Below are 13,909 nucleotides of genomic sequence, written 5' to 3' on the forward strand. Positions count from 1 at the left end.
AGGGGGCGGGCGGGCGAGCGAGGGGCCTGCGGGAGGCCGGCCCCTCGCTCAGCTCGCGATCAGTGCACGACGTCGTCCACCGAGGGCGACTCGTTGCGGGACAGGTTGATGCCGAGGTTGGCCGCGGCGCGCTCGAGGTCCTCGTCGTCGGAGTCGCGCATCTCGATCGCCGCGCCGTCGCTGGAGAGCACCTCGACGTTGAGGCACAGCGACTGGAGCTCCTTGAGGAGCACCTTGAACGACTCCGGGATGCCCGGCTCGGGGATGTTCTCCCCCTTGACGATGGCCTCGTACACCTTGACGCGGCCGACCACGTCGTCCGACTTGATCGTCAGCAGCTCCTGCAGCGTGTAGGCGGCGCCGTACGCCTGCATCGCCCAGCACTCCATCTCACCGAAGCGCTGGCCACCGAACTGCGCCTTACCACCCAGCGGCTGCTGCGTGATCATCGAGTACGGGCCGGTGGAGCGGGCGTGGATCTTGTCGTCGACCAGGTGGTGCAGCTTCAGGATGTACATGTAGCCGACCGACACCGGGTACGGGTACGGCTCGCCGGAGCGGCCGTCGAACAGCGTGGCCTTGCCGTTCTCCTTGACCATGCGCTCGCCGTCGCGGTTCGGCTTGGTCGCCCCGAGCAGCCCGGTGAGCTCCTCTTCCTTCGCGCCGTCGAACACCGGGGTCGCGGTGTTCGTGCCCGGCGCGACGTCGTAGAGCTCTTCGGACAGGTTCTTCGCCCAGTCCGGGTTGCCTTCGATCGTCCAGCCCTGCGACGCCAGCCAGCCCAGGTGCAGCTCGAGGATCTGGCCGATGTTCATCCGTCGCGGCACACCGTGGGTGTTCAGGATGATGTCGACGGGCGTGCCGTCCTCCATGAACGGCATGTCCTCGACCGGCAGGATCTTGCCGATGACACCCTTGTTCCCGTGCCGGCCGGCGAGCTTGTCGCCCGGCTGGATCTTGCGCTTCTGGGCCACGTAGACGCGGACCAGCTCGTTGACGCCCGGGGGCAGCTCGTCGTCGTCCTCGCGCGAGAACACGCGGATGCCGATGACCTTGCCGGTCTCGCCGTGCGGCACCTTCAGCGAGGTGTCGCGGACTTCGCGGGCCTTCTCGCCGAAGATCGCGCGGAGCAGGCGCTCCTCCGGGGTCAGCTCGGTCTCGCCCTTCGGCGTGACCTTGCCGACCAGGATGTCGCCGTCGCGGACCTCGGCACCGATCCGGATGATGCCGCGCTCGTCGAGGTCGGCCAGGACCTCCTCGGAGACGTTCGGGATGTCCCGGGTGATCTCCTCGGCGCCCAGCTTGGTGTCGCGGGCGTCGATCTCGTGCTCCTCGATGTGGATCGACGTCAAGACGTCGTCCTGCACCAGGCGCTCGGAGAGGATGATCGCGTCCTCGTAGTTGTGGCCCTCCCACGGCATGACCGCGACGAGCAGGTTCTTGCCGAGCGCCATCTCACCGTTCTCGGTGGACGGGCCGTCGGCGATGACCTGACCCTGCTCGACCCGGTCGCCCTCGTTGACGATCGGGCGGTGGTTGAAGCAGGTGCCGTGGTTCGAGCGGCGGAACTTGTACAGTCCGTAGCTCTTCCGCGTGCCGTCGTCGTGCATGATCGTGATCAGGTCCGCCGAGAGCTCCTCGACGATGCCGGCCTGCTCGGCGACGAGCACGTCACCGGCGTCGACCGCGGCGCGCAGCTCCACACCCGTGCCCACGTACGGGGCCTGGTTGCGCAGCAGCGGCACGGCCTGGCGCTGCATGTTCGCACCCATCAGGGCGCGGTTCGCGTCGTCGTGCTCGAGGAACGGGATCATCGCCGTCGCGACCGAGACCATCTGCCGCGGCGAGACGTCCATGTAGTCGATGTCGAGCGGGTCGATCAGCTCGACCTCGCCACCCTTGCGGCGGGCCATGACGCGGTCTTCGACGAAGGTGCCGTCGTCCTCGATCGGCGCGTTCGCCTGGGCCTTGACGTACCGGTCCTCTTCGTCCGCCGTCAGGTAGTCGACCTGGTCGGTGACCCGGCCCTCGACGACCTTGCGGTACGGCGTCTCGATGAAGCCGAACGGGTTGACCCGCGCGTACGAGCAGAGCGAGCCGATCAGGCCGATGTTCGGGCCTTCCGGCGTCTCGATCGGGCACATCCGGCCGTAGTGCGACGGGTGGACGTCCCGGACCTCCATGCCGGCGCGCTCACGGGACAGACCACCCGGGCCGAGGGCCGAGAGACGACGCTTGTGCGTCAGGCCCGACAGCGGGTTGTTCTGGTCCATGAACTGCGACAGCTGCGAGGTGCCGAAGAACTCCTTGATCGCCGCGCCGATCGGGCGGATGTTGATCAGGGTCTGCGGCGTGATCGCCTCGACGTCCTGCGTCGTCATGCGCTCGCGCACGACGCGCTCGGTGCGGGACAGGCCGACCCGGATCTGGTTCTGGATCAGCTCGCCGACCGTGCGCAGGCGCCGGTTGCCGAAGTGGTCGATGTCGTCGGTCTCGACCGGCACCTCGGTGCCGTTCTGCGCGTCCATCTTGTCCTCGCCGGCGTGCAGCCGGACCAGGTACTCGATGGTCGTGACGATGTCCTCTTCGGTCAGCGTCCCGGTGTCGTACGGCGTGTCGAGGCCGAGCTTCTTGTTCAGCTTGTACCGGCCGACCTTGGCCAGGTCGTAGCGCTTCGCCTTGAAGAACAGGTTCTCCAGCAGGGTCTGCGCGCTCTCCTTCGTGGGCGGCTCGCCCGGGCGCAGCTTGCGGTAGATGTCGAGCAGCGCCTCGTCGGTGCCGGCGGTGTGGTCCTTCTCGAGGGTCGCCAGCAGCGTCTCCGAGAAGGAGAAGCGCTCGCGGATCGCCTCGGTGGTCCAGCCGAGCGCCTTCAGCAGCACGGTGACCGGCTGGCGGCGCTTGCGGTCGATGCGGACGCCGACGGTGTCGCGCTTGTCGACGTCGAACTCGAGCCACGCGCCGCGGCTCGGGATCACGCGGACGCTGAAGACGTCCTTGTCGGTCGTCTTGTCGACGTCCTTCGAGTAGTAGACGCCCGGCGAGCGGACCAGCTGGGACACGACGACACGCTCGGTGCCGTTGATGATGAACGTGCCCTTGTCGGTCATGACCGGGAAGTCGCCCAGGAAGACCGTCTGGCTCTTGATCTCGCCGGTGTTGTTGTTGACGAACTCGGCCGTGACGAACAGCGGCGCGGCGTACGTCATGTCCTTGTCCTTGCACTCCTCGATCGAGGCCTTGACCTCGTCGAAGCGCGGAGCGGAGAAGGACAGGGACATCGAACCGGAGAAGTCCTCGATCGGGGAGATCTCGTTCAGGACCTCTTCGAGGCCGCCGACCGGGTTTTCTTCACCTTCTTCGACACGGCGTTCGAACCACGCTTCGTCCCCGGTGAACCACTGGAACGACTGGATCTGGACGTCGAGCAGGTTGGGGGTGCTGAGGGGTTCGCGAATCTTTGCGAAGGAAACCCGCTTGGGCGCGCCGGGGATTCCCGTGGACTCCGAGCGAGATTCAGCCGAGGTGGTCGCAGCAGTGGCCTGGTTCGCGGGAGAGACTGCCAAGATGCGTCCTTCCGGGGACAATGAGCGGTGGCAGCCGCCATAGCAACAGCTATGAGTGACTGTCAAGGGTGCCGTGTGCCCACTATCCTAACTACCGGCTCCGGGCAGCCTGAAAGAGGGCAGCGCAAAGAGGCAGTCTAGCCCGAACGGCGCGGTCTGTCCAGGGGGCGCTCCCGATGGGGCCCAGCCTGCCTCGCGACGTCTTCAGGTATGCCTCCAGGCGAGCCGGTTGTCCCTCCCGCAAGGGCCGCCGGTTTCGCCGTTCGGGAGTAAGCGTGAACCCACCGGGCCCGAGAGTCAAGATGCCACACGGGGGTCCCGCCGGTTGGCGCAGCGTTGGAGAAGGTCAGCGGAGCGTGAGCGGCCGAATAGTCTTCCAGTTACCCGCGGGTAGCGCCAGTAATAGGGGTTGGACCTGGGGGTTTCCCGCGTTCCGGGGTCACGTTGAACTGTGTTCCAGACCACTTCGGACGGGACCGGTTCCGCCGTCCGCGGCGTGTCGCGGCCGGTTCGGGTGATCGGTCCGGGGGGCGTTTTCCGGGGGTCGGGGCCGTCCCAGGCGTCACACGTGTCCCGAGGCGCGGGAGGCCGCGCAGGGGGCCGCTGCCGGGAGCTGCTTCGCCGGCGAGGGCGACGCCGGCGGTGCCTCGGGAGCCTCAGGCGTCCCACGCGCCCAGCGGGCCGTGAGCCCGTCGGAGCGGCCCGACGGGGTGTGCGTGGTCCGGTGGCGGACGTCGAGCCGCCGAAGGGACCCAAGTCCGGCGAGGGCCCGCCACCCGAGCCCGGTGCCAAGTGTCTTGAATGAGTCATTCAGGACCCCGGAGGTCCTGAATGACTCATTCAAGACATCGCAGGGCCACCCACAGGGCCGCTGCCGGGAGCTACTTCGTCGGCGACGGAGACGCGGGCGGCGCGGACGACGACGCCGGCGCCTGGCTGGCCGCCGGGACCTTGGGCGCGTTGTACGTGTCCATGTCCGTGATCTTCCACTTGTCCCCCTGCAGCTGGGCGTTCAAGTGGAGCTGGGCGGTCCCCGCCGTCGTCTTCTTCGTGTCCGTGCGGGTCGACGTCTGGTCGACGAAGACCATCACCTTCGCCAGGTCGCCGTTCAGCATGATCACCGCCGCGCGCGTCACCTTGCACGTCACGATCATCTTCTGCTCCGGCGCCAGCCGCTTCACCTCGCTCATCAGCGAGTTGTACTTGCTCTTGACGTCGTCGTTCGCGAGCAGGTCGTTCGCCGCGTCCTCGGTCTTCTTGATGTTGTTGAAGTCGTACGAGAACAGCGCCTCGGCCGCCTTCGACACCGCGTCCTTGACCTGCGCGGTCTTGGCCACGTCCAGCAGCGCGGTGTTGCTGGTCGCGTCCGCGACCTTGACCTCCTCGGACTTGAACCAGAACGCCAGCCCGCCCAGGATCAGCGCCACCAGCACCAGCGCGCCCGCGACCAGGTACGGCTTCTGGACCCGCGAAGCCGCCGCCGGCTCGGCCGGTTCCGCCGCCGCGACCGGGGCCTCGGACTCCTCCGTCGGCTTCGCGATGCCCGTGTCGCGCTTCTTCCGCCGCGGAGCCGGCTTCGCCGGCGCCTCCTCAGCCTCGCCGGTGAGGGCGTCGACCTGCGGCTCCTCCTCGGTGCCGACCGCCGCGAACACCTGCGTGTCCTCGGCCGACGGCGCCGTGTCGAGCTGCCCGCTGTCGGCTTCGAAGGCCTCCGAGGCGGGCTTGGCGGCCGGCCGCGGCGCCGGCCGGGGTGCCGGGCGCGGCCGCGGCTTGGCCGGGACCGCGGGGAGCTGGCCGGTCCGCTCGGCGGCGGACTCGTCCGTGGCCGGCTTGCGCAGGCCGGCCACGCGCGGCCGGCGCGACGGCGGGGTGCTGCTGCTGCGAGGCGGCTGGCGGCGGGAGGGGGGCACTACAAGCTCCTTAAGAGGTGACGCTACTGGCCGGCCGCGACGAGCGGGACGCTGTCGATGCCGGACAGCTTCCACTCGTCGCCGACGCGGGTCATCGACACCTCGAGGCGCAGCGGCTTCGCGCTGCTCTTGTCGCCCTGGGTGACGGTCGTGGCGATGGCGGCGAGGAAGCTGGCCTTGCCTTCGTGGTCGTCCAGCTCCTCGACGGCGATGTCCTGGACGTCGGTGACGACCTTCGTCTTGGCGTCGGCGAGCGCCTTGCGGAACGTCGGCGCCGACTGGTCGATCTGCTGCGACATCTTGTCGTCCGAGACCGACTTCTGCCGGGCGAAGAACCCGTCGAGGTCCTGGTAGTCGACCTCGGTGTAGGCCTTCAGCGCGTTGGTGCCCGCCTTGACCACGGCCTCGCGCGAGGCCGCCAGGCCGGCGTTGTCGTCGTTGGCGGCCACCCACCACTGGACGCCGAAGATCGCCGCCGCGATCAGCGCGGCCAGCGCCAGCGCCGCGGCGCCGAGCACCAGGATCCGCGACGGCTCCCGGGCCGGGGCCGCCGGCGCACCGGCGGGCTCCTCGTCCACCGCCACGCCGGCCGGCTCGTCCGAACTCATAGCACTCCAGGGTAGGTAACGGTCATCAAATCCACGTCAGGCGAGCCCGAGCAGCGAACCCAGGCTGTTCAGGCTGACGCCGGGGCTGCCGACGATGCCCGGCACGCCCCGGGTGTTGCGCTCGTCGGCCAGCTCCTCCGCCGGCCGGTTCGCGTTGGCCGAAACGTCGGAGTCGGACGGCGCGACCGGCACCCCGCCGTACGGCGCGTTCTGCGCGCCGCGGACGTTGATCGGGCTGCCCTTCGGCTCGGCACAGTACGCGTCTTCCTTCGCCGGCTTCGCCGAGAGGTCGTTGCCGGTGCGGTACTGCGAGTACGGCAGGTACCCCTTGGTGCACGACGGCGGGTTGAACAGGTTGAGCACCAGGCCGAGGTGCGCGGTGCCGTCGCCCGGCGCCACGCTGCTCGCCGCGCCGGCCAGCGCCGGGTAGGTGACCAGGCCCTGCTCGATGCCGTCGAGCCGGGTCACGGTCAGGTTCGCCGTGGTCAGCAGGTTCGCCGTCAGCGCGCCCAGCCCGGGGCCGGACTCCTGCAGCACCTGGCTGATCTGCGTCGCCACCTGCGGCGTGATGCCGATGAGCTTGCGCAGGTCGCCGTCGGAGTTCTTCAGGGTGCCGGTCAGCTCGTTGAGGCTCTTGCTGAACGACGCGAAGTTCGCCGCCTCGTCGTTCTGCGTGTCCAGGACCTTGCCGCCCTGGTCGAGCAGCTGGATCGTCTGCGGCAGGTACTCCTGCGCGGTCGTGGTGAAGCTGCGCGCGGTGTCCAGCAGCTGCTGGAGGTCGCCGCCGGTGCCGCGGAAGGCGTCGTAGGACTCGTCGACGACCGTGCGCAGGGAGTCGACCGGGACCGACGCCGCCAGCGAGTCGAGGTCGCCGATCAGCCGGTCGGTGCTGACCGGGGTGGTCGTCTTCGCCGCCGGGATGACCGACCCGGCCGCGAGGTACGGGCCCTTGTCGGCCTTCGGCTTGAGGTCGACGTACTGCTCGCCGACCGCCGAGCGGTTGGCGACGACGGCGTCGAGGTCGGCCGGCACCTGCGGCGCCGACGGGTCGATGTTCAGGTCGGCCTCGAGCCCGGTCGCGGTCAGCCGCATCTCGCCGACCCGGCCGATGTTGTAGCCGCGGTAGGTGACTTCGGCGTTGGTGAAGATGCCGCCCGACTCGTTGAGCTGCAGCTTCACCGTGTAGCCGTCGTTGCCGAACACGCTGCCGAGCCCGGCGAACCGGATCAGCGCGTACACGATCGCGACGATCGAAATGACCGCGAAGGCGATCAGCTGGATCTTCGTCCGGCGGATCAGCATCAGCCCGCACCTCCCGAGAGCAGCCCGAAGAGATTGCCGAGGCCCGGCTGCGACTGCCCGGACTGCGCGGACCCGCTCTCCCCCGGGATCGGCAGCGGCGGGTTGCCCGACGCGCCTTCGGTCCCGCCGGTGAGCCCCTGCAGCGGGAGCACCCCGGAGAGGGCGTTCTGCCGGCTGTTGCCCAGGTTCTCGACGACGGTCTTCAGGTTCAGGTCCACCTTCGCGAACAGGTTGAAGTAGTCGCCCTTGACGCCGTTGACGGCCTGGTCGCTGAACGGGAACGTCAGCAGGATCTCCAGGGCCTTCGGCAGGTCGTTGCCCGCCTCGCCGAGCTTCTGCAGCGTCGGCGTCAGCGCCTTCAGGTCGGCGACGAGGTCCTTCTGCGACCGGTTCACCGTGTCGGTGGCGACGCCGGAGAGGTTGTCCAGCGCCTGCAGCATCGTGACCAGCTGGCCGCGCTGCTGCTCGAGCACGCCGAGGCCGGGCCCGAGGTTGTCGACCGCGCCGACCAGCTTGTCCTTCTGGTCGTTCAGGGTCGAGGAGAGCCGGTTCAGCCCGTCGATGGCCCGGGTGATGTTGCGCGACTGCTGGTCGAGGTTCGTGACCAGCTGGTTCGCGTTGTCCAGCAGCGCCTTGATGTCCGGCTCGCGGCCGGAGGTGGCGTTGTTGAGCTCCTTGGTGATGGTGTTGAGCTGGTCGACCCCACCGCCGTTGAGCAGCAGCGACAGCGCGCCGAGCAGCTCTTCGACCTCGACGCTGCGGTTCGTCCGGGCCAGCGGGATGGTCGCGTTGTCGGCGAGCTTGCCCTGGGCCTGGTCGTCGCCGGGCGAGGCCAGCTCGACGTACTTCTCGCCGAGCAGGCTCGACTGCTTGACATTGGCGAGCGCGTTGGCCGGCAGCTTGACGTCGCCGTTGACCTTCAGCGTCACCAGCGCGTGCCAGCCGTCCTTGGTGAGGCCGACGTTCTCGACCCGGCCGACCGGCACCTCGTTCACCTTCACCCCGGCCTGCGGGGTCAGGTCGAGCACGTCCCGGAACTCGACGTTCACCGTGTACGGGTGGTCGCCGAGGTCGGCGCCACCGGGCAGCGGCAGGTCGTAGATGCCCTTGAAGGCGCAGCCGGACAGCACCAGCGCGGACGCGGTGGCCAGCGCTCCGACGGTCAGGAGCTTCTTCACTGGCCACCTCCGTAGAGCTGCCCCGCGATGGGCAGCGGCAGCGGCGGCAGCTGACCGGACTGCAGAGCCTGCACGGTCTGCGCGACGGAGGGCAGCGGGATCGCCTTGTCGACCACGCCGGCGATGCTCTCGCAGGCGTTGCCGAGCACGTCCGGGACGCTGTTCGTGCCGACCTGCTTGAGCAGCCGGCAGATCATCACCAGCGGCGGCTGGGTCAGCTCGTTGAGGTTCGGCCGGGCGTCGAGCGTGCCGGCCGAGCCGTTGTAGGTGTTGACCAGGTTGCTCAGGCCGACCGGCGCGACGTCGAGGATCTCGGCGAGCGAGCTGCGCTGGTCGACGAGCACCTTGGTGATCCCGGCCAGCTTGTCCACATTGGACTTGAGCCGGTCGTGGTTCTGGTCGATGAACGCCTGCACCGAGGTGAGCGTGGTGCCCAGCTGCTGCACGGTCGCCGCCAGGTTGTCCTTTTCGGACGCCAGGTAGCCGCTGACGTCGGCGAGCTGGCTCTCGAAGCTGCGGACCTGCTTGTCGGAGTCGGCCAGCGTCTGCGAGAACTTGCCGAGGTTCTCCACGGTGGAGAACAGGTCGTCCTTGTTGCCGGCCAGCGTGCCGGCCGCCTGGCCGAGCTTGGTGATCGTGTCGTGCAGGGCCTGGCCGTTGCCGTCGACGTTGGCCGCCGCGGTGTTCAGCAGGTTCGACAGCGACCCTTCCTTGTTGGCGCCGTTCGGGCCGAGGGTCTCGCTGACCCGGGCCAGGCTGGCGGCCAGCTGGTCGACCTCGAGGGGCACCTCGGTGCGGTCGAGGCCGATGACCGCGCCGTCGGAGATCCGCGGGCCGCCGGTGTAGGCCGGGGCGAGCTGGACGTAGCGGTCGGACACCAGCGACGGCGCCACGATGAGCGCCTTGGCGTCGGCCGGGACGGCGACCGAGCGGTCGTACTCGAAGTCGACCTTCACCTGGTTGCCCATCGGCGTGATCTTGGTGACCGTGCCCATGTCGACGCCGAGCATCCGCACGCTGTTGCCCTCGTACAGGCCGACGGCGCCGGCGAAGTACGCGGTCAGGTGGTTGCGGCCGGCGTCCTTGAGGGTCCACCAGATCCCGCCGGCGACGACGAGCGCGAGGACGATCGCGATGGTGAAGCCCCGGGTCAGGGCCTGGCCGAAGCGGGTGTCACTCATTTCGTGTAGCACCCCTCTTCGTTGATCGGGCCGAACGACGGCAGCAGCAGGCCGCAGATGTAGTTGTCGAACCAGCGCCCGTTGCCGATGGTGTTGGTGAAGACGCGGATGAACGGCGCGAACTTCTTGATGCCCTCGGCCAGGGAGTCCTGGTTGCGCTGCAGCATCGAGGTCAGCTGGTCCAGCGACGTGAGCACCGGGTCGAGCTGCTTGTCGTTGTCGTCGATCAGGCCCTGCAGCTGCGTCGCGAGCTCGCGGGAGCCGTTGAGCAGCGACGTGATCGCGTCTTCGCGCTTCGACAGCTCGTCGAGCAGCTTGTTGCCGTCGGTGAGCAGCTTCTGCACCTCGGCGTCGCGGTCGACCAGCGTCTGCGACACCTCGCGGGTGTTGGCCAGCAGGTTGGACAGCTGCTCGTCGCGGGAGGCGATCGTGTCCGACAGCTTCGACAGGCCGGACAGCGCGCCCTTCACGTCCTGCGGCGTGTTGGCGAAGGTCTGCGAGATCGTGTCGAAGCTCTGCGCCAGCTGCTTGGTGTCGATGTTGTCGACCGTCTGCGAGAGCCCGCGGAACGCGTCGAGGACGTCGTAGGGGGCCATCGTGCGGTCGCGCGGGATCGCGGTGCCCGGGTTCAGCGAGCCCTGGCCCTGCGGGTCCAGCGACAGGTACTTCTGGCCGAGCAGCGTCTTGATCTTGATCGCGGCGCTGGTGCGGTCGCCCAGCCAGGCGTCCTTGACCTTGAACGACACCTTGACCGACGCGCCGTCGAGCTCGATGTCGCTGATCTTGCCGACCTTGACGCCGGCGATCCGGACGTCGTTGTCCTTCTGCAGCCCGGAGGCTTCGCTGAACTCGGCGGAGTACGTGGTGCCGCCGCCGATCACCGGCAGGTCGTCGGAGTTCAGCGCGGCGATGAAGCCGAGCGCGAGGACGGCGATGCCGACCAGCGCGATCGGGACGGGGTTGCGCTTCTGGAAGGACTTCATCCCGAGCACCTCGACCGGTTGGCCGGGATCAGGGGAAGTTCGACCGGCGGAATCAATGGGGGCAAGCTGACCGTCCCGGAGAACTCGCAGGCGTAGAAGTTGAACCAGGAGCCGTAGTCCGCGGTGCGGGTCAGCGTGCTCACCTTGGTCGGCAGGAACTGGATGAAGTGCTCCAGCTCCGGCTCGTTCTTGTTGAGCTGGTCCGTGAGGTTCCCGAGGGCGCTGATGTCGTTCTTCAGCGGCTCCCGGACGTCGCCCAGCAGGCCGGACGTCGTTTCGGCCAGGTTGCCGAGGCTCTCGATCGCGTCGCCGATCGGCTTGCGGTCGGCGGCGAGGCCGGAGGTCAGCTGCTGCAGCTTGACGATCAGGTCGTTGAGCTGCGGGGTGTGCGCGTTGACCGTGTCGAGCACCGAGTTGAGGTTGTCGATGACCTCGCCGATGACCTGGTCCTTGTTGGCGATCGTGGTGGCCAGCGACGCCGTGTGCGACAGCAGGCTTTCCACCGTGCCGCCCTCGCCCTGGAGGACCTGGATGACCTCGTAGGACAGCTTGTTGACGTCGTCCGGGTTGAGCGCGGTGAACAGCGGCTTGAAGCCGTTGAACAGCTCGGTCAGGTCCAGCGCGGGCGTGGTGCGGTCCAGCGGGATGGTGCCGCCGGGCTGCAGGGTCTTGCCCCCGCTGTTCTCCCCTTCGCCGAGGGAGACGTAGCGCTGGCCGACCAGGTTGCGGAACTTGATCTGCGCGGTCACGCCGGCGGGCAGCGTCCGGCCGGCGTCGACCTCGAACTCGACCTCGGCCTGGCGCTTGTCGACGATCTTGACGTCCTTGACCTGCCCGACCCGGACGCCGGCGATGCGGACGTCGTCGTTGGGCAGCAGCAGCGTCGCGTCGGTGAAGCGCGCCTTGTAGGCGTTGGTGCTGGTGGTGTTGATGTTGGCGATGCTGATCCCGAGGATCGTCGTGAACAGCACGGTGACGACCACGAAGATGCCGAGCTTGATCAGCGGCGCGAGCAGGCCCCTCACTTGACCGTCACCTCCGCGCCCCGGTACAGCGGGCCGACGAGCAGCGCGCTCCAGCTGGGGACGTCCGCCGAGTTCAGGCCGAGCTGGGGGCCGAGCAGGTCCGCGAGGAAACCCTGCTCCGCGGTCGAGTACGCGAGATCGCCACCGCTGCCGTTGCCGCCCGCCGCGTCCTGCTTGAACTTGGCCGGGTTGAGGCCCTCACCGACGGTCTTCGGCGCGGCCTGGTGCTGCGTGCCGTCCTTGAACGCGCCGTCCGGCGGCTCGGACGGGAACGGCTTCGGGATGTCCTTCATGTCGTAGCAGCGCGGGCCGCGCTTGTCCTCGAACCGCGGCTCTTCCTTGCCCGCCTTGTAGGGCGCGCGCGGCACGATGATCTCGATCGTCGCGTGCAGGCCGGGCTTGTCGGTGCCCTTGCCCAGCGCCTGGTCGATCAGCGGCACGTTGTCGGCCATCTGGGAGATCACGCAGGGGTACTCCGGGGCGTACTTCGCCAGCAGCTCGGCCGTCGGCCGGGCGGTGTCGGCGAGGGAGATGATGTTCTCCTTGTTGTTCTGCAGGAAGGTCTGCAGGTCGATCGACGCAGTCGTCAGGCTGCCGTAGAGGTTCGACAGGTTCTGCCGCTCGTCGACCACGGTCCGGGTCGTCGTGCTCAGGTTGTCGAGGCTCTGCACGAGGTCCGGCGCGGCGTCCTTCAGGTGGTCGGAGAACTCCGCGAGCGCCTTGAGGTTGTGCTGCAGCTCCGGCTCGTGCGGGTTCAGCTCGCCGATGTAGGTGCCCAGCTGCGACAGCGTGTCGCCGAGCTGGTCGCCGCGGCCGGACAGCGCCGTCGAGATCGCGGTGAGCGTCGCCGACAGCTTCTGCGGCTGGACCGCCTGCAGCACCGGCATCAGGTGGGAGAACGCCTGCTCCAGCTCGACCGCGCTGGACGTGCGGTCCTGCGGGATGACGTCCCCGTTGGCCAGCGTCTTCGCCGACGGGTCCTTCGGGATCTCCAGCGAGACGAACCGCTCGCCGAAGAGCGTCTTGGGCAGGAAGCGCGCCGAGACGTTCTCCGGGATCAGCTTCGCCGACTCCGGCTGCAGCGCGAGCGTGAGCTCGGCGCCCTTGTCCGTGGCGACGATGTCCTGGACCGACCCGACGATCAGCCCGCGCACCTTGACGTCGGACTGCTTGATCAGCTGGTTGCCGATCTTGTCGGCCTGCAGCTTGACCGTGACGACCGGCGTGAACGCCTTGTCGTAGAGCGCGATGGACAGCGCCACCCCGCCGACCATCACGGCGATGAGCAGCAGGCCGAGCAGCCTGCGTCGGAGCGTCCTCATCCCGCGATCCTTACCGTGACGTCGGTTCCCCAGATGGCGAACCCGATGAAGAAGTTCATGATCGACACCGTGACGATGGAGAGGCGCACGGCCTTGCCGACCGCGACGCCGACGCCTGCCGGGCCACCGGTCGCGCGATAGCCGAAGTAGCAGTGCGACAGGATGATCAGGACGCTGAACAGCAGTACCTTGATGAACGAATACAGCACGTCCTGCGGTGGTAAGAACAGGTCGAAGTAGTGGTCGTAGGTACCGGCCGACTGGTTGTAGATGTAGATGACGACCAGTCGTGACGCGAGGTACGAGCTCAGCAGGCCGATGATGTAGAGCGGGATGACCGCGACGAACCCGGCGATGATCCGCGTCGTCACCAGGTACGGCAGGCTGGGCACGCCCATGACTTCCAGCGCGTCGATCTCCTCGGAGATCCGCATCGCGCCCAGCTGCGCGGTGAACCCGGCGCCGACCGTGGCGCTCAGGGCGAGGCCGGCGACCAGCGGCGCGATCTCGCGGGTGTTGAAGAACGCCGTCAGGAAGCCGGTGAACGCCGACGTCCCGATCGAGTTCAGCGCCGAGTAGCCCTGGAGGCCGACGAGGACACCGGTGAACAGCGTCAGGCCGACCATCACGCCGACCGTGCCGCCGATGACCGCGAGCGAGCCGGACCCGAAGCTGACCTCGGCGAGCAGCCGGAGGACTTCCTTCGTGTAGCGGCGCAGCGTCCGCGGCGTCCACAGCAGCGCCCGGCCGTAGAACGACATCTGGTCACCGAGGGTGTCCAGCGTCTGGAGGGGTCGGTTGGCGACGCGTTTCGCGCCCTGGAGGAACGTCATGGCG

10 protein-coding genes are annotated in these 13,909 nt (G+C 68.5%); all 10 read right to left on the bottom strand.

What is annotated here, in order from left to right; genetic code table 11:
* Positions 1-59: 59 nt before the first annotated feature.
* The 10 genes from rpoB to ACERZO_RS40355 all read right to left on the bottom strand — a co-directional run bounded on the left by rpoB (position 60) and on the right by ACERZO_RS40355 (position 13,905).
* Positions 60-3,563 (bottom strand): DNA-directed RNA polymerase subunit beta, encoded by a 3,504-nt coding sequence (gene rpoB / locus ACERZO_RS40310; RefSeq protein ID WP_372671261.1) that lies wholly within the window; start codon positions 3,561-3,563, stop codon positions 60-62.
* A gap of 881 nt (positions 3,564-4,444) precedes the next feature.
* Positions 4,445-5,410, bottom strand: coding sequence for a hypothetical protein (locus ACERZO_RS40315; protein WP_372671532.1), 966 nt, complete (start codon positions 5,408-5,410; stop codon positions 4,445-4,447).
* A gap of 86 nt (positions 5,411-5,496) precedes the next feature.
* Complete coding sequence (locus tag ACERZO_RS40320; protein ID WP_372671262.1) at positions 5,497-6,081, bottom strand: hypothetical protein; 585 nt, start codon at positions 6,079-6,081, stop codon at positions 5,497-5,499.
* A 36-nt stretch (positions 6,082-6,117) separates the two neighbouring features.
* A complete protein-coding gene (locus ACERZO_RS40325; RefSeq protein ID WP_372671263.1) occupies positions 6,118-7,383 on the bottom strand; it encodes an MCE family protein in 1,266 nt (421 codons plus the stop codon).
* Positions 7,383-8,561, bottom strand: coding sequence for an MCE family protein (locus tag ACERZO_RS40330; RefSeq protein WP_372671264.1), 1,179 nt, complete (start codon positions 8,559-8,561; stop codon positions 7,383-7,385). Before ACERZO_RS40330 ends, ACERZO_RS40325 begins: the two co-directional genes overlap by 1 nt.
* Positions 8,558-9,742 (bottom strand): MCE family protein, encoded by a 1,185-nt coding sequence (locus ACERZO_RS40335; RefSeq protein ID WP_372671265.1) that lies wholly within the window; start codon positions 9,740-9,742, stop codon positions 8,558-8,560. Before ACERZO_RS40335 ends, ACERZO_RS40330 begins: the two co-directional genes overlap by 4 nt.
* Entirely contained in the window at positions 9,739-10,725 is a 987-nt protein-coding gene (locus ACERZO_RS40340; RefSeq protein ID WP_372671266.1) for an MCE family protein, read from the bottom strand. The genes ACERZO_RS40335 and ACERZO_RS40340 overlap by 4 nt, the downstream gene beginning before the upstream one ends.
* The gene (locus ACERZO_RS40345; RefSeq protein ID WP_372671267.1) at positions 10,722-11,750 is read right to left on the bottom strand and encodes an MCE family protein; all 1,029 of its coding nucleotides are present in this window, start codon (positions 11,748-11,750) and stop codon (positions 10,722-10,724) included. The genes ACERZO_RS40340 and ACERZO_RS40345 overlap by 4 nt, the downstream gene beginning before the upstream one ends.
* Complete coding sequence (locus ACERZO_RS40350; RefSeq protein ID WP_372671268.1) at positions 11,747-13,072, bottom strand: MCE family protein; 1,326 nt, start codon at positions 13,070-13,072, stop codon at positions 11,747-11,749. Before ACERZO_RS40350 ends, ACERZO_RS40345 begins: the two co-directional genes overlap by 4 nt.
* On the bottom strand, positions 13,069-13,905 hold the full coding sequence (locus tag ACERZO_RS40355) for an MlaE family ABC transporter permease (RefSeq protein ID WP_003060266.1): 837 nt from the start codon (positions 13,903-13,905) through the stop codon (positions 13,069-13,071). The genes ACERZO_RS40350 and ACERZO_RS40355 overlap by 4 nt, the downstream gene beginning before the upstream one ends.
* Positions 13,906-13,909 lie beyond the last annotated feature (4 nt).

This window comes from Amycolatopsis kentuckyensis (genome assembly GCF_041679295.1).
GTDB lineage: Bacteria > Actinomycetota > Actinomycetes > Mycobacteriales > Pseudonocardiaceae > Amycolatopsis > Amycolatopsis kentuckyensis_A.

Excerpts from the sequence above, each read along its gene's own strand:
- ACERZO_RS40335 (WP_372671265.1), bottom strand. The coding sequence starts at position 9,742 with ATGAGTGACACCCGCTTCGGCCAGGCCCTGACCCGGGGCTTCACCATC.
- ACERZO_RS40350 (WP_372671268.1), bottom strand. The coding sequence starts at position 13,072 with ATGAGGACGCTCCGACGCAGGCTGCTCGGCCTGCTGCTCATCGCCGTG.
- ACERZO_RS40325 (WP_372671263.1), bottom strand. The coding sequence starts at position 7,383 with ATGCTGATCCGCCGGACGAAGATCCAGCTGATCGCCTTCGCGGTCATT.
- ACERZO_RS40340 (WP_372671266.1), bottom strand. The coding sequence starts at position 10,725 with ATGAAGTCCTTCCAGAAGCGCAACCCCGTCCCGATCGCGCTGGTCGGC.
- ACERZO_RS40320 (WP_372671262.1), bottom strand. The coding sequence starts at position 6,081 with ATGAGTTCGGACGAGCCGGCCGGCGTGGCGGTGGACGAGGAGCCCGCC.
- ACERZO_RS40355 (WP_003060266.1), bottom strand. The coding sequence starts at position 13,905 with ATGACGTTCCTCCAGGGCGCGAAACGCGTCGCCAACCGACCCCTCCAG.